This window comes from Kitasatospora sp. NPDC023120 (assembly GCF_055560835.1).
In genome coordinates this window covers 31,751-50,974 of sequence record NZ_JBVHHY010000004.1, presented here as the reverse complement: position 1 = coordinate 50,974, position 19,224 = coordinate 31,751, and the positions used below count along the sequence as shown (strand labels likewise).

The 19,224-nt window shown below is 71.4% G+C and carries 11 protein-coding genes; 10 read left to right on the top strand and 1 reads right to left on the bottom strand.

The features are described 5' to 3' along the window. Positions 1 to 38: 38 nt before the first annotated feature. The gene (locus ACZ3TI_RS07185; RefSeq protein WP_465724314.1) at positions 39 to 2,894 is read right to left on the bottom strand and encodes a glycoside hydrolase family 3 C-terminal domain-containing protein; all 2,856 of its coding nucleotides are present in this window, start codon (positions 2,892 to 2,894) and stop codon (positions 39 to 41) included. A gap of 247 nt (positions 2,895 to 3,141) precedes the next feature. Here ACZ3TI_RS07185 and ACZ3TI_RS07180 point away from each other — a divergent pair, with 247 nt between their 5' ends. From ACZ3TI_RS07180 to ACZ3TI_RS07135, 10 genes are all read left to right on the top strand, one after another. After that, positions 3,142 to 4,812, top strand: a complete 1,671-nt coding sequence (locus ACZ3TI_RS07180) for an ABC transporter substrate-binding protein (RefSeq protein WP_465724312.1) — start codon at positions 3,142 to 3,144, stop codon at positions 4,810 to 4,812. Next, positions 4,767 to 5,756 carry an ABC transporter permease gene (locus ACZ3TI_RS07175; protein ID WP_465724310.1) on the top strand — a complete coding sequence of 330 codons (990 nt, stop codon included), beginning with the start codon at positions 4,767 to 4,769 and terminating at the stop codon, positions 5,754 to 5,756. The genes ACZ3TI_RS07180 and ACZ3TI_RS07175 overlap by 46 nt, the downstream gene beginning before the upstream one ends. Then, positions 5,753 to 6,727, top strand: a complete 975-nt coding sequence (locus ACZ3TI_RS07170) for a carbohydrate ABC transporter permease (protein ID WP_465724308.1) — start codon at positions 5,753 to 5,755, stop codon at positions 6,725 to 6,727. Before ACZ3TI_RS07175 ends, ACZ3TI_RS07170 begins: the two co-directional genes overlap by 4 nt. A gap of 91 nt (positions 6,728 to 6,818) precedes the next feature. Beyond that, positions 6,819 to 7,847, top strand: coding sequence for a LacI family DNA-binding transcriptional regulator (locus tag ACZ3TI_RS07165; protein ID WP_465724306.1), 1,029 nt, complete (start codon positions 6,819 to 6,821; stop codon positions 7,845 to 7,847). A 27-nt stretch (positions 7,848 to 7,874) separates the two neighbouring features. Then, positions 7,875 to 9,860: a beta-galactosidase gene (locus ACZ3TI_RS07160; RefSeq protein ID WP_465724304.1), complete on the top strand. Its 1,986-nt coding sequence runs from the start codon at positions 7,875 to 7,877 to the stop codon at positions 9,858 to 9,860. A gap of 40 nt (positions 9,861 to 9,900) precedes the next feature. After that, entirely contained in the window at positions 9,901 to 12,042 is a 2,142-nt protein-coding gene (locus tag ACZ3TI_RS07155; RefSeq protein ID WP_465724302.1) for a glycoside hydrolase family 36 protein, read from the top strand. Between the two features lie 172 nt (positions 12,043 to 12,214). Next, complete coding sequence (locus ACZ3TI_RS07150) at positions 12,215 to 13,996, top strand: cellulose binding domain-containing protein (protein WP_465724300.1); 1,782 nt, start codon at positions 12,215 to 12,217, stop codon at positions 13,994 to 13,996. 84 nt (positions 13,997 to 14,080) lie between these two features. Next, positions 14,081 to 15,592 (top strand): glycoside hydrolase family 43 protein, encoded by a 1,512-nt coding sequence (locus tag ACZ3TI_RS07145; protein ID WP_465724298.1) that lies wholly within the window; start codon positions 14,081 to 14,083, stop codon positions 15,590 to 15,592. A 46-nt stretch (positions 15,593 to 15,638) separates the two neighbouring features. Continuing rightward, positions 15,639 to 17,387 (top strand): cellulase family glycosylhydrolase, encoded by a 1,749-nt coding sequence (locus tag ACZ3TI_RS07140; RefSeq protein ID WP_465724296.1) that lies wholly within the window; start codon positions 15,639 to 15,641, stop codon positions 17,385 to 17,387. 43 nt (positions 17,388 to 17,430) lie between these two features. Next, positions 17,431 to 19,182: a cellulase family glycosylhydrolase gene (locus ACZ3TI_RS07135; RefSeq protein WP_465724294.1), complete on the top strand. Its 1,752-nt coding sequence runs from the start codon at positions 17,431 to 17,433 to the stop codon at positions 19,180 to 19,182. The last annotated feature ends 42 nt before the right edge of the window (positions 19,183 to 19,224 follow it).

Here is a 19,224-nt window from a genome sequence, read left to right as displayed (position 1 = left end):
CCCCTCCGGACGGACCGCCGGCCTGTGGGGCGCAGGCGTCAGCCGGCTGCGGCGAAGCGGAAGACGGAGAGCCGGAAGTCGCCGTGCAGGGTCAGGCTCACGTCCTGCACGCCGTCGAGTGGGGCGGCGAGTTCGGCGGTGGTGCTCGTCCAGGCGTAGCGGTCGCCGGTCACGGGCACGTCGATGTCGGCCAGCAGCCGCCCGTCGGCCCGGACCTCCAGCCGGGCAGCGCCGTTCGCGTCGTCCGCGCGGGCGGTCTCGACCTCGACCCGCACGGCCCCCGTCACATCGGAGGCGCGGAACAGGAGCGCGGCGGGCTGCCGGGGGTCGGTGGGAGTGACGGCGTCGCCGTCGGCGCGGGTGGCGTCGACGATGGTGATGTCCGTGTGGTCGTCGAAGTCGACGGCCCGGACGGTCCGTCCGACGACGGCGCGGGCAGCGGGCGCCGCCCCGGTCACGGTGAGCGGCGTGACGAGGACCTCGTTCTCGGCCGACCGCGCCACGACGACCTCGTAGTCGCCGGGGTCGACGGCGAAGGCGCCCGTGGCGACGTCCCAATGGGCGAACCGCTCGGCCGGCAGCCGGAACGTCAGTGCGCGGGTCTCCCCCGGCTCCAGGCGGACCTTGCGGAAGTCGGCCAGGCGCAGCCGGGGCGCCGCGTAGCGGGCGTCCAGGGCCCGGACGTAGACCTGGACGACGTCGCCACCGGATCGCCGGCCGCGGTTCTCCACGGTGACGGTGAGGTCGACCGCGCCGTCCGGGCCGATCGACGGCTGCGACAGGCGCGGGTCGCGGTAGGCGATGTCGGTGTAGGACAGCCCGTGGCCGAAGGGGTAGAGGGCGGCGCCCTGGTGGTACTGGTAGGTCCAGCCTGCCTTGATGATGTCGTAGTCGAGCGGGGCGGGCAGCGGGTCGTCGCCCCGGTACCAGGTCTGCGGCAGCCGGCCGGTGGGCTCGGCCTCGCCGAGCAGCACGGCGGCCAGCGCGTGTCCTGTTTCCTGCCCGCCGTGGGAGGTCCACACCACGGCGGGCAGGTGCTCGTCGGCCCAGTCGACGGCGTAGGGGTAGCTGCTCATCACGACCAGTGCCGTCTGCGGACGGGCTTCGGCGACGGCGCGCAGCAGGTCCTCCTGGCCCTCGGGCAGGCGGATGTCGGCGCGGTCCTCGGTCTCGCGGCCGTTGATCATCGGGTGGTTGCCGAGGACGACGACGGCGGCGTCCGCCGTCGCGGCGGCCTCGCGCGCCTCGGCGCGGCCGTCGCGCAGCAGCTCGCGCTGCCAGCGCTCGGCGGTGTCCGGCGTCTCGGCGGTGACCGTCACCCGGCCGTCGGTCGGATCCACGGCGGCGTAGCGGCCGGTGAACACGTTGCGCAGCAGCACGGTGTCCTCGCCGGCCGGTTCGAACCGGAAGGTCTCCTTGACGAACCAGGCCTTGATGACGTCCTGGTCGGCGGCCAGGCCCTCGTCGTCCTGGAGGGTCAGATAGCGGCCGGTGTCGACGGCGCGCAGCGTGGAGGCGCCGCCGCCCCAGTCGGTCACGTCGAAGGAGGTCTTGCCGAGCAGGTCACCGGTGGTGCGCGAGCGCAGGGCGATCCGGTCGCAGCCCTCCACCCGGACGATCTCGCCGCCGTGCGGGGCGAGGGCCGCGGCGAGGCCGGTGGCCAGGCCGACCCGGTACGGCATGGTGCCGCTGTACCAGTCCTCGAGGAGCACGTCGGCGAGCGGGCCGATCACGGCGATCCGCGGCGTGCGGGCGGGGTCGAGCGGCAGCAGGCCGTCGTTCTTGAGCAGGACGGCCGACTCGGTCGCGGCCTGCCGGGCCAGTGCGCGGTGCTCGGCGCAGTCGATCACCTCCGGGCCGATGGCGGCGTACGGGTCCAGCTCGGGGTCGAACTCGCCGAGACGGAAGCGCACTTCGAGCTGGCGGCGGACGGCGCGGTCCACGTCGGCTTCCTCGATCAGGCCGCGTTCCAGCGCCTCGCGCAGCCGGCCGACCACGGTCTCCGTGTCCTCGCCGTGGTCGGTGAAGCTGTCGATGCCGGCCTTGAGCGCGGCCGCGTGGGACTCGGCGTGGTCGTCGAAGTAGTGCTCCGGGTCGACCAGGTTGGAGGGGGCCTCGGCGTCGCTGACCACGAACAGCTCGTGCCCGGTCGGCCGGGCCCAGCGGCGCAGCTCCGCCTCGATCAGCGGACTCACGTGGCAGGGGCGGCCGTTGACCAGGTTGTAGGCGGCCATCGCGCCGGTCGCGGCGCCCGAGGCGATGACGGGCCGGAAGGCGGCGAGGTCGTACTCCTGGAGCACGCGCGGACGCAGGGCGGAGGAGGTGGTGCAGCGGTCGTCCTCGTTGTTGTAGGCGAGGAAGTGCTTGAGCACCGGGGCGGCCCGCAGGTAGTCCGGGTGATCGCCGGTCAGACCGCGGCAGAACGCCTCTCCGATGCGCGCGGTGTGCACCGGGTCCTCGGAGTAGCCCTCCTCGTTGCGCCCCCAGCGCGGGTCGCGCAGCAGGTTGAGCACCGGAGCCCAGGCCTGCAGGGAGTTGGGCCCGCGCTCGGGGCTGCCGACGGCCGGCGGGCGGTGGTAGTGGAAGGCCCGCAGCTCGGTGGAGACCGCCTCGGCGACCCGGCGCACCAGCTCCTCGTCCCAGCTGGCGCCCAGGCCGACGGCCTGCGGGAACACCGTCGCCACGCCGAGCCACGAGACGCCGTGCAGGCCCTCGCTGCCGGTACGGAAGGGTGCGACTCCCCATCGCGGCACCGCCGGCGCGTACTGGTGCAGCATCGCGAGCCGCTCGTCGGGCGTGAGCCGCCGGAGCAGGTCGTCGACACGCTCCCGCAGGGCGAGCGTGGGATTGCGGAAGCCGGGCAGGCCGGCAGCGGACACGGGCACGGAACTCACGTGGGACACCCTTCGGGCGGGCTCGGCTCGGCGACCGGATGATCGAAGCGTTTCGACGCTGGCACGCTCCGGTAGGACTGTCAACTCCCCAGAACACAAACGATTTTGGATTTGTTCAGCCTCTTGCTCAACTGGTAACGCGTCGTTAGTCTCGCCGAAACATCCAAGCGCTTCGACGCTTCGATGCTTCGGCGCTTTGATGCTTCAACGCTTCGACGGAGAGGGCCACGCCATCATGAGATCCGGGTTGAACCGCAGGAGCTTCCTCACCACCGCCGCCACGGTCGCGGGAGCCGCCGCGATGGCACCCCTGCTGTCCGCCTGCGGCGGCGGCTCGGACAGGAAGGCCGGGGCGAACACCAGGGAGGGCCTCAAGGCCGCCCTGCCGACCTACGTGCCCAACGCCAACGCGGTCAAGCCGGACATAGCCCCCGTGCAGGGCACGGGCGACGCCGCGACCGACCCGGCCTACCTCTCCTACCCGGCCTCCCCGCCCACCAGCGTCTCCGGCGTCCCGGGCAAGGGCGGCAGCTACACGGCGATCACCCCGCTGTGGGGCACGGCCCCACCGGTCGGCAACTCCTTCTACCAGGCGATGAACAAGGCACTCGGAGTCGACCTGACCGTCAAGCCGACGGACGGGATCAACTACAACACGATCATCCCGACGATGACCGCCGCCAAGAAGCTCCCGGACTGGATCAACCTGCCGGCCTGGATGAACAGCAACTTCAACACCGGTGGGCTGGCCGGCACCCAGCTCGCGGACCTGACCCCCTACCTGTCCGGCGACAACATCAAGAAGTACCCCAACCTGGCCGCCCTGCCCACCGGCGCCTGGCAGCACGGCGTCTGGGGCGACAAGCTCTACGGGATCCCCTGCTTCTCCACCAGCTTCGGCATCCCCGGCGCCACCTTCTACCGCCGGGACATCCTGGAGGCCCGGGGCATCACCGCCGACCAGGTGAAGTCCGCCGACGACCTGATGAACCTCGGCAAGGAACTCACCGACGCCAAACGGGGCGTGTGGGCCTTCGACGACGTGTGGACCTACCTCCAGTTCTCCTGGAACGTCCCCATGAACTGGAGGGTCGACAACGGCAAGCTGGTCCACCCGTTCGACACCCAGGAGTTCCTGGAGGCCATCGACTGGCACTACCGCCTGGCCACCTCGGGCTCCATGCACCCGGACGCGCTCGCCGGTGACGTCGCCAACAGCTCCACCCGCTTCTACAGCGGCAAGACGCTCATCGGGGGCGGCGGACTGGGCGCGTGGAACCTGGCCGACCACCAGTCCGGCACCGCCGCCGACCCGAACTACCGGCGCGGCGCCTTCAACGCCATCACCGCCGACGGCAAGGGCACGCCGGTGATCTACATGGGTGCCGCCGCCAGCATGATCAGCTACCTCAACGCCAGTCTGAAGCCGGAGCAGATCCAGGAACTGCTCGCCGTCGCGAACTACCTCGCCGCCCCCTACGGCACCGCGGAGTACACCATGGTCAACTTCGGTGTCGAGGGCGTCCACCACACCCGGGTGAACGGCATGCCGACCTTCACGGAGGAGGGGAAGAAGGACGTCCAGGTGACGACCTACCAGTTCCTGGCCGCTTCCGGCTCCGTGCTCAGCAACCCGGGCGGCGAGCAGATCACCAGGGACTTCGCGAGCTGGTCGGCCGCCAACGTCAAGTACCTCACCAAGCCGCCCTTCTGGGGCATGAACCTCAGCATGCCGCAGGCCATCGCCTCGGCATCGGCCGCGCAGAACGTCAACGACACCCTCAAGGACTGCTACCACGGCAAGAAGAAGGTCTCCGAGTTGCAGGACGCCATCGCCAGCTGGCGCTCCGGCCCCGGGGAGCGGCTCAAGCAGTGGATGACCGACAACGTCCTCGACAAGTACGGCACCGGCCAGTGAGCACCGCGGCCCCGAAGCGCCCGGCCGGCCCCGCCCGGCTGAACTGGCGGACCAGGCTGCGGCGCGACAAGTCCCTCCTGCTGATGACGGTGCCCGCGGTCGTCCTGCTCCTGGTGTTCAACTACGTCCCGCTGTTCGGCATCGTCACCGCCTTCCAGGAGTACGACCCGCTGGTCGGGGTCTGGCACAGCGAATGGGTGGGCTTCGACCAGTTCCAGCAGCTGTTCGGCGACCCGGCGTTCTGGGCCTCGCTGCAGAACACGCTGTACCTCAGCTTCGTCCAGCTGATCCTCTTCTTCCCGGTCCCCATCGCCCTCGCCCTGCTGCTCAACTCGGTGATCAGCGAGCGGATCCGCAACTTCTTCCAGTCCGTGGTCTACCTGCCGCACTTCTTCTCGTGGGTGCTGGCGGTCACGATCTTCCAGCAGATGCTCGGCGGCGCCGGCGTGCTCAACCAGTTCCTGCGCCAGCACGACATCGGCACCTGGGACATCATGACCAACCCGCACACCTTCGCCCTGCTGGTCACCTCGCAGGCGATCTGGAAGGAGGCGGGCTGGGGGATCATCGTCTTCCTCGCTGCGCTGAGCGCGATCAACAGCGAGCTGTACGAGGCCGCGGCCGCCGACGGCGCCGGGCGGCTGCGGCGGATGTGGCACATCACGCTGCCGGGCCTGCGCGGGGTGATCGTGCTGATGCTGGTCCTGCGGCTCGGCAACGCCCTGTCCGTCGGGTTCGAGCAGTTCCTGGTCCAGCGCGACGCCGTCGGCCACGAGGCCGCGGACGTCCTGGACACCTTCTCCTTCTACTACGGCATCGCCACCGGCGGCTACAGCTACGGCGCGGCGGCCGGGCTCTTCAAGAGCGTGGTCTCCCTCCTGCTCATCTGGGGTGCCAACAAGCTGGCGCACGCCTTCGGCGAGGACGGGCTGTACCGCAGATGACGAACGCACTCACCATGGGTTCGCGGGGCGAGAAGCGCCGCACCGCCACAGCAGCCGCCCGCCGCCGGGCCCGCTCCACCCGCCCGCCCTGGGACGAGCCGCCCACCGCCGTCGGCCAGGCCGCCAAGGGCCTCACGCTCGGCGGGACGCTCGCCGTCATCCTGGTCCCGCTCTGGATCATCGTCCTGACCAGCTTCTCCACCCCCGGCGCCATCAACCGGGCCGGCGGCCTGGTGATCTGGCCGGACGGCCTGACCACCGAGACGTACCGCCAGATGCTCGGCGATCCGACGATCGTCACCGCGCTGGGCGTGAGCCTGGGCATCACCGTGGTCGGCACCGCCGTGTCCATGGCCGTCTCCATCCTGTGCGCCTACGGCCTCTCCCGGCCCCGGTCGTTCGGGCAGCGCTTCGTCCTGCTGCTGCTGATCACCACGATGTTCGTCGGTGGCGGACTGATCCCGAGCTTCCTGGTCGTCACCGGCCTCGGTGGCTACGGCCAGTGGTGGGCGCTGATCCTGCCGAGCGCCGTCTCCGTCTTCAACATCCTGGTGCTGCGCGCCTTCTACCAGGAGACCTCCTCCGAACTGATCGACGCGGCCCGGATGGACGGAGCCGGGGACTGGCGGATCCTGTGGTCCGTCGTGCTGCCCACCTCACGCGCCGTCACCGCCGTCACCGCGCTGTTCTACGCCGTCGGGTACTGGAACTCCTTCTTCAACGTGATGCTCTACATGCCGACGGACAGTGAGAAGTGGCCCCTCCAGTACGTGTTGCTCACCTACGTCAACCGGGCGAACGGCCTGCCCGGCTCGGTCAATTCGGGCTTCGGGAACACCAGTGTGCAAACCGCCCCGCTGTCGCTGCAGATGGCGGTCGTGGTCCTCACCCTGGTACCACTGGTGATCGTGTACCCGTTCGTGCAGAAGCACCTGCGCACCGGTGTCCTCACCGGAGCGATCAAGGGCTGAGCCGCCCGCACCGGTCCGGCGCGCCCCGGCCGGACCGGGGACCGGACCGGGAACACGCCCTCAACGGAACCGACACGAAGGAAGCAGCGCGATGGTGACACTCGCCGATGTGGCCAGGCACGCCGGCGTCTCGTCGAGCACGGTCAGCTACGCCCTCAGCGGCAAGCGCCCGATCTCCGACGAGACCAGGACCCGCATCGAACGGGCCATCACGGACCTCGGCTACCACCCCAACGCGGGCGCCCGGGCCCTGGCCGGCAAGCGCTCGCACATCATCGCCCTCGTCGTGCCGCTCAACCCCGAGGTGCACGTGCCCACGATGATGGAGATCGCCATCGCCGTCACCGTCGCAGCCCGCGAACACGGCTACGACGTCCTGCTGCTCACCAACGACGAAGGCCCCGAAGGCGTCCGCCGCGTCGCCGCCACCGGACTCGCCGACGGCGTCATCCTCATGGACGTCCGCCTCGACGACGACCGCATACCGGTGCTGCGCGCCCAGGACATCCCGGCCGCCCTCATCGGCCTGCCCGACGACCCCAGCGGACTCTCCTGCGTCGACCACGACTTCGCCACCGCCGGCGCCCTGTGCGCCGACCACCTCGCCGACCTCGGACACCGCGACGTCGCCTTCATCGGCTACAGCAGCGGCGTCTACCGGCGGCACGCCGGCTACGCCGAGCGCACCCTGAACGGCTTCCGCGCCCGCGCCGAGCGGCGCGGCCTGCGATTCCTCCACCGGCCCTGCGAGGGCACGTACGAGAGCACCGCCGGCACCCTGGCCCGCATCCTCGCGGACCGGCCCGACACCACGGGGTTCGTCGTGCAGAACGAGGCGGCGATCGGCCCGCTGCTCAGCCTGCTGCGCGCCAGCGGACGGACCGTCCCGGAGGACGCCTCCGTCCTCGCCATCTGCCCCGACACGATGGCCGAGCAGCACGCCCCCCGGCTTACCTCGGTGACCGGACCGAGGAAGGACCTCGGGCAGGTCGCCGTCGACCAGGTCATGGCGAGGATCGCCGCCGCGGCCGCCGGCCAGGAGCCGGAGCACCGGCTCGTCCTGATGCCGCCGGACCTGGTGGTCCGCGAAAGCACCGCCCCGGCCCCGCGCCGCAGTTGACACCCGTACCCGAAGGACGGTTCCCCGATGGACATCCGCCGGCTCACCGACCGCCTCGGCGGCCTCGCCTACGGCGGGGACTACAACCCCGAACAGTGGGACGCCGAGGTGTGGAAGGAGGACGACGAGCTGATGCGCCGGGCGCGCGTCAACCTCGCCACCGTGGGCGTCTTCTCCTGGGCCCTGATGGAGCCCGAGGAGGGCCGTTACGACTTCGACTGGCTCGACGCCCACCTCGACCGGCTGCACGCGGCCGGCGTCGCCGTCGACCTGGCCACCCCCACCGCCTCCCCGCCGCCCTGGTTCTCCCTGGCCCACCCGGACGCCCTGCCCGTCGGCTCCGACGGCACCCGCCTGACCCACGGCAGCCGGGACACCTACTGCCTCACCTCCCCCGCCTACCGCCAGGCCGCCCGCCGCATCGCCACCGCCCTCGCCGAACGCTACGGCGACCACCCCGCACTCGCCCTGTGGCACGTCCACAACGAGTACGTCACCCTCTGCTTCTGCGACCACACCGCCGCCGCCTTCCGCGTCTGGCTGCGCACCCGCCACGGCTCCCTGGACGCCCTCAACGAGGCCTGGGGAACGGCCTTCTGGAGCCAGCACTACACCTCGTGGGAGCAGATCCTCCCGCCCCGCACCAGCCAGTGGCACCACAACCCCGGCCAAGTCCTGGACTACAAGCGCTTCTGGTCCGACGAGACCCTCGCCGCCTACCGCGAGCAGCGCGACGCGATCCGCGCCCACAGCGACCGGCCGGTGACGACCAACCTCATGGTGCCCGACTACCAGAACCTGGACCTGTGGGCGTTCGGCCGCGAGGTCGACCTGGTCTCCATCGACCACTACCCCGGCGCGCCCGGCGTCGACGCCGCCGCCCACGCCGCCTTCGACGCCGACCGGGCCCGCTCCTTCGCCGGCGGCGCCCCCTGGCTGCTGATGGAATCGGGCACCAACACCGTCTACGCGGGCGACCGCATCCTCCCCAAGGAGCCGGGCGACATCCTGCGCCATTCGCTCGCCCACATCGCCCGCGGCTCGGAGGGCGCGCTGTTCTTCCAGTGGCGCCAGTCCCGGGCCGGCGCCGAGACGTGGCACTCGGCGATGGTCCCGCACGCCGGGCCCGACAGCCGGACCTTCCGCGAGGTCACGGCGACCGGCGAGGCCGTCGCCCGGCTCGGCGAACTCGCCGGCTCCACCGTCCGGGCCGACGTCGCCGTGCTGCACGACTCCGACGCCTGGTGGGCGATGACCGTCGACGGCCTCCCGTCCAGCGAGCTCGCCTACTACTCCGCGCTGCGCCGCGCTCACCGGGCGCTGTGGGACACCGGACTGACGGTCGACTTCGCCCACCCCGAGCACGACCTGAACCGCTACCGGCTCGTCCTCGCCCCCGCCCTGTTCCTGCTCACCGACGCGGGCGCCGAGAACCTGCGCCGCCACGTCGCCGACGGCGGCACCCTGCTGATCCAGCACTTCGGCGGCATCGTCGACGAGCGCCTGCACGCCCGGCTCGGCGGCTACCCCGCCGCACCGCTGCGCGAGGCGCTGGGCATCCGGGTCGAGGAGCACCGCCCGCTGGCGCAGGGCGAGGAGATCGCGCTCTCCGACGGCTCGACGGGCTCCTCCTGGAGCGAGTCCCTGCGCACCGAAGGCGCCGAGGCGGTCGCCGCCTACACCCACGGCATGCTCGCCGGCAGCCCGGCGCTCACCCGGCACGCCTTCGGCTCCGGCCACGGCTGGTACCTCTCCACCCGCCTCGACGACGCGGCCTACACCGCCCTGGTCGGCCGGCTGCTCACGGAGGCCGGGGTCGGCCCCGACCTGCCCGGCCTGCCGGCCGGCGTCGAAGCCGTCACCCGGCACGCCCCGGACGGCCGCGCCTGGCACGTCCTGATCAACCACCGCACCGAGCCCGTCCCGCTGCCGCGGCCCGGCCACGACCTGCTCACCGGCGGCACCGTGAGCCGGCTGCCCGCCGGCGGCTGCGCCGTCCTGCGCGCATGGTGAACGCTCACTAAGTCTCTCCGCCTCATCGAGGAAGGCCACCATGAGCGACCCGCACGAGACGATTCGCTGGGGCCACGACGCCCTGGAGCTGGAGATCGCCCTGGGCGAGCACGACACCCCGCGCCTGACCCGTGTCGGTGCCCCCGGCGAGAAGACCACCGCCCCCCGCCCCGCCGCACCGCTGCCGCTGGTGGAGGTGACGACCGCCGATCTCGGCCGCTACTGGTCGGGCCGGCACCTCGTCAACACCGTTCTCGGCGGGCGCCTGCGCCACCGCGCGCACCGGGCGACCCGGGACGGCGACTGGCACGTGCTCACCGTCGAACTCCATGACCCGGAGACCGGCCTGACCGCCGAGGCGGTCTACCGCTCCCCGGCCGGCCTGCCCGTGCTGCGCAGCGAGGTGCTGCTGCGCAACGAAGGGACGGCGACGCTGCACCTGGAATCGGTCGCCTCGCTCGTGGCGGGCTGCCTCACCGGGGGCGACCCGGTGGATCTGGACGACGCCGACCTGCTGTGGGCGGAGAACGAGTGGTTCGCCGAATGCCGCTGGCAGCGCCAGCCGCTGCGCGTGTCCTCGCCCGAACGGAGCGGCCGCTTCCCCACCACCTCCGGCCGCAGCACCCGCGTCGTGGCCGGACAGGGCGTGTGGTCCGGCTGCGGCCACCTGCCGATGGGCGGGCTGACGGACCGGGAGTCCGGCCGCACCTGGCTGTGGCAGATCGAGCACAACGGCGGCGGCTGGCGCTGGGAGTGCGGGGTCCGCGACGACACCGCCTACGCGGCGCTGTACGGGCCGACCGACGCCGACCACGGCTGGCGCCACCCCCTGGAGCCGGGCGCCGAGTTCCGTACCGTGCCCGTGGCGCTCGCACTGGCCCCGAGCGGCGGCCCCGACGTCGCCTTCGCCGGCCTCACCCGCTACCGCCGCGCCACCCGCCGCCCGCACCCCGACCACCGGCGGCTGCCGGTGATCTTCAACGACTACATGAACTGCCTGATGGGCGACCCGACCACCGCGAAGCTGCTGCCCCTGGTCGACGCCGCTGCCGAGGCCGGCGCGGAGTACTTCGTCATCGACGCCGGCTGGTACGACGACGGCGGCAACTGGTGGAGCTCCGTCGGCGCCTGGGAGCCGTCGGCCTCCCGCTTCCCCGGGCCGAAGGGGATCCACGAGGTCCTGGACCGGATCCGGGAGCGGGGCATGGTCCCCGGCCTGTGGCTGGAGCCGGAGGCGGTCGGGGTGAACAGCCCGGTCTCCGGATCCCTGCCGGGAGAGGCGTTCTTCCGCCGCGACGGACGGCGCGTCGAGGAGGGCGGCGGCCGGTACCACCTGGACCTGCGGCACCCCGCCGCCCGCGCTCACCTGGACCGCGTGGTGGACCGCCTGGTCGGCGAGTGGGGCGTCGGCTACCTGAAGCTCGACCACAACACCGACCCGGGCTCCGGCACCAGCAGCCACCCGGGAGAGGCACCGGCGGCCGGCCTGCTCGGCCACAACCGGGCCCAACTCGACTGGCTCGACGGCATCCTGGACCGGCACCCGGACCTGGTGATCGAGAACTGCGCCTCCGGCGGCATGCGGATGGACCACGCCCTGCTCTCCCGGCTCCAGCTGCAGTCCACCAGCGACCAGCAGGACCTACTGCGCTACGCGCCGATCGCGGCGTCGGCCCCCACCGCCGTCACGCCCGAGCAGGGCGCCGTCTGGGCCTACCCGCTGCCCGAGGACTCCCCCGACGAGGTCGCCCTGACCATGGCCAACGCGCTCCTCGGCCGCATCCACCTCTCCGGTCAGCTCACCGAACTGTCGTCGCAGGCCCGGGACTTGGTGCACGAGGCGGTAGCCGTCCACAAGGCGATCCGCGCCGACCTGCCGCAGGCGCTGCCCGCCTGGCCGCTCGGGCTCCCGGGCTGGGAGGACCCGTGGATCGCCCTGGCCCTGCACACCCCGGTCACCACCTACCTCACCGCCTGGCGCCGCTCCGGCGAGGAGACCGTCAGGGAGCTCGGTCTGCCCCACCTGGCCGGCGCCGAGGTCCGCGTCGAGGTGCTCTACCCGGCATCCAGCCAGGCCTGCGCCGCCTGGCACCCGGACACCGCCGAACTCACCCTGACCCTGCCGGCGGCCCCGTCCGCCGTCCTGCTGCGCCTCACCAGGAATCCGACCGGGAGGGATTGACGATGCCCCAGGTGTCCGCGCGCGGCCCACCGCGCCGGCCCGCATCCGCACGGAACACGCTTCGCGTCCGGGCCCGACCCAAACAGCAGCACCGGGCCCCTGCCGTCCAGAACGCGGGAGTTCGTTTCCCCCACTCGAACGCCACGCACCCCCACCCCACTGGAGGGACGCAGTGAAATGGCCAGCCCATCCGTGTCATGATCGCGTCATAGCCGCCGCGGCGGCCCTGGCGCTCGCGGTCACCGGCGCGATCGCCGCCGCCGCACCGCACGCCGCCGCCGCGCCGCCCGCCGTCACCACGAGCACCGTGTCGGTGTCGGTCGACGCCGCCCGGCAGCTCGCCACCGTTCCCACCACCGGCGTCGGCGTGAACATCCCGGTCTACGACGCCGCCATGAACGCCGCCGCCACCCCCGGCCTGCTCAGCACGGCCGGCATCAACACCGTCCGCTACCCCGGCGGCAGCCACTCCGACGCCTACCACTGGCAGAGCGGCACCACCGACGACGGTTCGTACGTCGCTCCGAACACCGGCTTCGACGCCTTCATGGGCACCGTGCGCGCCGCCGGAGCGCAGCCGGTCATCACCGCCAACTACGGCTCGGGCACCCCCCAGGAGGCCGCCGCCTGGGTCCGGTACGCCAACGTCACCAAGGGCTACGGCATCACGTACTGGGAGATCGGCAACGAGGTCTACGGCAACGGCGAGTACGGCGCCACGTGGGAGCACGACACCCACAGCAGCAAGAGCGCCACGACGTACGCCAATAACGTGCTCCAGTACGTCTCGGCGATGAAGGCGGCCGACCCGAGCATCAAGATCGGCGCCGTGCTGACCACCCCCGGCTACTGGCCGGACGGCATGGTCGGCCCGGGCGACACCATGGACTGGAACCACACCGTCCTGTCGATCGCCGGCTCGAAGATCGACTTCGCCATCGTGCACGCCTACCCCACCAGCACCAGCCCGGCCGACCTGCTCACCAAGCCCCAGGCCCAGAACGCCGGCATCGCCGGCGCCGTGCGCTCGCTGATCAACCAGTACGCCGGATCCAACGCCCCCAACGTCGGCATCGCGGTGACCGAGGCGAACGCCCAGGCCTACCTCGACACCTCCCCCAACGGACTGTTCGCCCCGGACAACTACCTCACCTGGCTGGAGAACGGCGCGTTCAACGTGGACTGGTGGGACCTGCGCAACGGCACCGACTGCACGAAGGTGACCACCGTCGAGGGCGCCACCGACTACAACGACGGCGGCATGGTCTCCAGCGGCTCCCCCTGCGAGCCCGCCGCCAACACGCCCTTCCCCGCCTACTACGGCATCCAGATGATCGGCAGGCTCGGCGCGCCCGGGGACACCCTGGTCAAGGCCGCCAGCTCGTCCTCGCTGCTCACCGCGCACGCCGTCCGCCGCGCCGACGGCGACGTGGCCGTCATGCTGATCAACAAGGACCCGAACAACGACGCCACGGTGAACCTCTCCTACACCGGCTTCACCCCGTCCTCCGCCACCCCGACCGTCCACTCCTACCTCAAGAACGCCCACGGGATCGGCACGGCCCAGTCCGGCAGTCCGACCGCCCAGACCGTGCCCGCCTACGGCATCACCGTCGTCCGGATGCACCCGACCAGCGCACCCTGCCGGGTCGTCTACAACAAGAACGAGTGGCAGGGCGTCATGGTCGGCTCCGTCACCGTCGTCAACAACGGCCTCGGACAGGTCAACGGCTGGTCCCTCGGCTTCGACTTCCCCGGCGACAACGGCATCACCAACACCTGGAACGCCTCGGTGTCGCAGAGCGGCCGGAGCGTCAACGCCGGGAACGTGTCCTACAACGCCTCCGTCCCGCAGGGCGGCAGTGTCCAGTGGGGCTTCAAGGCCACCTGGTCCAGCAGTGACGCCAACCCCTCCGCCTTCCGGTTCAACGGCGCCTCCTGCGCGATCGGCTGAACCCGATGAGCCGGTGGTGCCCCGGGCACCCCAGGGCCCGGGGCACCACCACCCCTTCCTGCACCTCCGAAAGGAACCGACCACGTGTCAGACCAGCCCCAGCCGACCGGCACCGTCCCCAACCCGGTGATCCCCGGATTCCACCCGGACCCGAGCGTCTGCCGCGTGGGCGACGACTACTACCTCGTCTGCTCCAGCTTCGAGTACTTCCCCGGCATCCCCGTCTTCCACAGCCGCGACCTGTTCCACTGGACCCAGATCGGCAACGCCCTCGACCGGCCGAGCCAGCTGCGCCTGCCGCGCGAGTCCCCGTCCTCCGGCGGGATCTACGCCCCGACGCTGCGCCACCACGACGGCCGCTTCTGGCTGATCGTCACCAACGTCAGCGGCGACGGCAACCTGCTCTTCACCGCCACCGACCCGGCCGGCCCCTGGTCCGACCCGGTCCGGCTGTCCGGCGTCCACGGCATCGACCCGGATCTCGCCTGGGACGAGGACGGCACCTGCTGGTGCACCGTCGCCGGCGTCTCCCAGGTCCGCCTCGACCCGGCCACCGGCGAGACCATCGGCGAGCCGCAGCGGATCTGGTCCGGCGCGCCCGGCGCCACCGCCCCCGAGGCCCCGCACCTGTACCGGATCGGCGAGTACTGGTACCTGATGATCGCCGAGGGCGGCACCGAGCGCGGCCACGCCGTCTCCATCGCCCGCGCCACCTCGCCCTCGGGCCCGTTCGAGCCGTGCCCGGCCAACCCGGTGCTGACCCACCGCGGCATCGACAGTCCCATCCAGAACACCGGGCACGCCGACCTCGTCCAGGCGCCCGACGGCTCCTGGTGGATGGTGCTGCTCGCCGTCCGGCCGCGCGGCGGCACCCCCGCCTGGTACGTGCTCGGCCGGGAGACCTTCCTCGCCCCGGTCGCGTGGGTGGACGGCTGGCCGGTGGTCGGCCGGGTCACCCCCGAGCTGCCCACCCCGGCCTGGCCGCTGCACCCCGGGCCCGCGGTCCCCGCCCGGGACGACTTCGACCAGGCCGAGCTCCACCCCCAGTGGATCTCGGTGCGCGAGCGCCCGGAGCACCTGTGCACCACGAAGGAGCGTTCCGGCTGGCTCACCCTGCGCGCCGCGGGCGCCTCGCTGGACGAGAACGACGTGGTGTTCGTCGGCCGGCGCCAGCAGCACCTCGGCTGCCGGGCCCGCACCCTGATCGACCCCACCGGGGGCCGCGGCGGCCTCGCCGTCCGCATGGACGAGGACCACCACTACGAGATCGAGGCCGCCGACGGCGAGGTGAAGGTCTTCGCCCGGATCGGCTCGCTGCGCACCGAGGTCGCCTCCCGTCCGGTGGCCGCCGGAGCCGTGGTGCTCGGTGTCGACGTCGTCCCGCGGCCGACGCGCGGCCCGCGCACCGGCCCCGACGACGTCGTCCTCGGCGTCGAAGAGCCCGACGGCACCTTCACCGTGCTCGCCACCCTCGACGGCCGCTACCTCTCCACCGAGGTGGCCGGCGGCTTCACCGGCCGGGTCATCGGCATGTACGCCGCCGAAGGCACCGTCCATTTCGACCGGTTCGACTACGAGCCCCTCCCGCTCCCCTGACCACCCGCCAGGGAATCCTCCGCCCGTTCACCCGAAGGGATGACCCGTGAACGACGCACAGCAGACCGCACGCCCCCGCAGCCACCGCCTCCACCGGACGGCCGGCCTCGTGGTGGCCCTGGTCACCACCGGCGCCCTCTGTGCCGGCACCGCCGTCGCCGCCCCCGCCGACCGGGCCCCGTCCGCGGCCGAGGCGGCCGGGGCCCGCGTCCCGCACGACCCGATGGCCGCGGTGGCCGCGATGCAGCCCAGCTGGAACCTCGGCAACACCCTCGACGCCATCCCCGACGAGACCTCCTGGGGCAATCCGCTCACCACCAAGGCGCTGTTCGACCGCCTCAAGTCCGAGGGATTCCGCAGCGTCCGGATCCCGGTCACCTGGTCCCCGCACCAGTCCGCCACCGCCCCGTACACCATCGACCCGGTGTGGATGAAGCGGGTGAAGCAGGTGGTCGACCTCGCCCTGGAGGACGGCCTCTACGTCGAGATCAACGTCCACCACGACTCGTGGCAGTGGATCAAGAACATGTCCACCGACCACGACGCCATCGTGGCCCGGTTCAACTCCACCTGGCAGCAGATCGCCACCGCCTTCAAGGACGAGCCGCGCACGCTGCTCATGGAGAGCATCAACGAACCGCAGTTCTCCGACGCCACCGACGCCCAGAAGACCCAGTACCTGCGCGAGCTCAACACCTCGTTCCACAGCATCGTGCGCAACTCCGGTGGCAGGAACAAGGACCGCCTGCTCGTCCTGCCCTCGGAGGAGACCAACAACGCCCAGCACTGGCTGGACGACCTGTCCACCACGATGAGCTCACTGCACGACCGCAACCTGGTCGCCACCGTGCACTACTACAGCTGGTACCCGTTCAGCGTGAACATCGCCAACGGGACCACCTACGACGCCACCAGCCAGAAGGACCTGACCGAAGGCTTCGCCCGGGTGCACGACACCTTCGTCAAGAAGGGCATCCCCGTCTACCTCGGCGAGTACGGCCTGCTCAGCGAACCCAACTCCGGCGTCGTCGAGCGCGGCGAGATGCTCAGGTACTACGAGCACGTCAACTACGTGGCCCGGGCCAACGGCATCACCACCGCGCTCTGGGACGACGCCAACTACCTGGACCGCACGACCCTCCAGTGGCGGGACCCGGCCCTGATGGACCTGATCAAGTCGTCCTGGACCACCCGCTCGGGCACCGCCTCCACGGACAACGTCTTCCTGCCGAAGTCCGGCCCGATCGCGGCGCAGACCATCACCCTGAACCGCAACGGCCAATGGTTCACCGGGCTCTGGCAGGGCGACCGCCCACTGATCCCCTTCCTCGACTACACCCTCGACGGCGACCGGCTCGCCCTGACCACCCGCGCCCTCACCCGCCTCGCCGGCGACCGCGCCGCCGGGGTCAACGCCACCCTCGAAGTCCGGTACTCCGACGGCGTCCCGTGGAAGCTCTACGTCCGTTCCTACGACAAGCCCGCCATGTCCGACGCCACCGGAACCACCGACGCACTGGTCATCCCCACCCGGTTCAACGGCTCCCTCATGGCCAACGTCCAGTCCACCTACGCCGACGGCACCGCCGCCGGCCCCGCCTCCTGGACCACCTACCAGACGTTCGGCGACTTCGGCCCCGACTACACCGCCAACACCACGACCGTGAAGGCCGACTTCCTCAAGTCCCTCAAGGACGGCGCCCCCGCGACGCTCACCTTCCGCTTCTGGACCGGCGACACCGTCACCTACACCGTCACCAGGACCGGCGACACCGTCACCGGCACCGCGTCCTGACCCCGGTTCCTCCCCCGCCCATCCACCCCGAAAGGGACACATCGTGAACGACGCACGACGGACCGCCCTCCCCCGCAGCCGCCGCCTCCACCGCACGGCCGGACTCCTGGTCGCGCTCGTCACCACCGGCAGCCTCGTCTGCGGCACCGCCGTCGCCGCCCCCGCCGACCGGGCCCCGTCCGCGGCCGAGGCGGCCGGGGCGAGGGCACCGCAGGACCCGATGGCCGCGGTGGCCGCGATGCAGCCCAGCTGGAACCTCGGCAACACCCTCGACGCCATCCCCGACGAGACCTCCTGGGGCAACCCGCTCACCACCAAGGCCACCTTCGACGGCCTCAAGGCCCAGGGGTTCCGCAGCGTCCGGATCCCCGTCACCTGGTACCCGCACCAGTCCGACACCGCGCCCTACACCATCGACCCGGTGTGGATGAACCGGGTGAAGCAGGTGGTCGACTGGGCCTTGGCGGACGGCCTCTACGTCGAGATCAACGTCCACCACGACTCGTGGAAGTGGATCGAGTACATGTCGACCGACCACGACACCGTCATGGCGCGGTTCAACTCGACCTGGCAGCAGATCGCCACCGCCTTCAAGGACGAGCCGCGCACCCTGCTCATGGAGAGCATCAACGAGCCGACGTTCGTCAACGCGACCGACGCCCAGAAGACCCAGTACCTGAACGAGCTCAACACCTCGTTCCACTCCGTCGTCCGCAACAGCGGCGGGAAGAACAAGGACCGCCTGCTCGTCCTGCCGTCGTACGAGACCAACAACGCCCAGCACTGGCTGGACGACCTGTCCACGACGATCAACTCGCTGCACGACCGCAACCTGGTCGCCACGGTGCACTACTACAGCTGGTACCCGTTCAGCGTGAACATCGCCAACGGAACCACCTACGACGCCACGGCCCAGAAAGACCTCACCGAGGGCTTCGCCCGGGTGCACGACACCTTGGTCGCCAAGGGCGTCCCCGTCTACCTGGGCGAGTACGGCCTGCTCACCTCGCCCTACTCCGGCGTGGTCGAGCGCGGCGAGATGCTGAAGTACTTCGAGCACGTCAACTACGAGGCGCGGCGCAACGGCATGACCTCCGCCGTGTGGGACGCCTTCAACGACTTCCTGAACCGCTCCACCATGCAGTGGCAGGTCCCCGAGATGAAGGCCCTGATCCAGAGCTCCTGGCGGACCCGCTCGGGCACCGCCTCCACCGACAACCTCTTCCTGCCGAAGTCCGGCCCCATCGCCGCGCAGACCATCACCCTGAACCGCAACGGCCAATGGTTCACCGGGCTCTGGCAGGGCGACCGCCCGCTGATCCCCTTCATGGACTACACCCTCGACGGCGACCAGCTCACCCTGACCGCCGGCGCCCTCACCCGCCTCGCGGGCGACCGCGCCGCCGGCGTCAACGCTACCCTCGAAGTCCGGTACTCCGACGGCGTCCCGTGGAAGCTCTACGTGCGCTCGTACGACAAGCCCACGATGGCCAACGCCACCGGGACGATCGACGGGCTCACCATCCCCACCCGGTTCAACGGCTCCCTCATGGCCAACGTGCAGTCCACCTACGCCGACGGCACCGCCGCCGGCCCCGCCTCCTGGACCACCTACCAGACCTTCGACAACTACCGCGCCGACTACGGCGCCAACACCACGACCGTCAAGCCCGACTTCCTGAAGTCGCTCAAGGACGGCGCCCCCGCGACGCTCGTCTTCCGCTTCTGGACCGGTGACACCGTCACCTACACCGTCGCCAAGTCCGGCAACACCGTGACCGGCACCGTCTCCTGATCCCTGTTCCTCCCCGCCCCGGCTGCCTCCCACGGCAGCCGG

Coding starts and splice junctions, on each gene's coding strand:
- ACZ3TI_RS07155 (WP_465724302.1), top strand. CDS start 9,901: ATGAGCGACCCGCACGAGACGATTCGCTGGGGCCACGACGCCCTGGAG.
- ACZ3TI_RS07160 (WP_465724304.1), top strand. CDS start 7,875: ATGGACATCCGCCGGCTCACCGACCGCCTCGGCGGCCTCGCCTACGGC.
- ACZ3TI_RS07165 (WP_465724306.1), top strand. CDS start 6,819: ATGGTGACACTCGCCGATGTGGCCAGGCACGCCGGCGTCTCGTCGAGC.
- ACZ3TI_RS07170 (WP_465724308.1), top strand. CDS start 5,753: ATGACGAACGCACTCACCATGGGTTCGCGGGGCGAGAAGCGCCGCACC.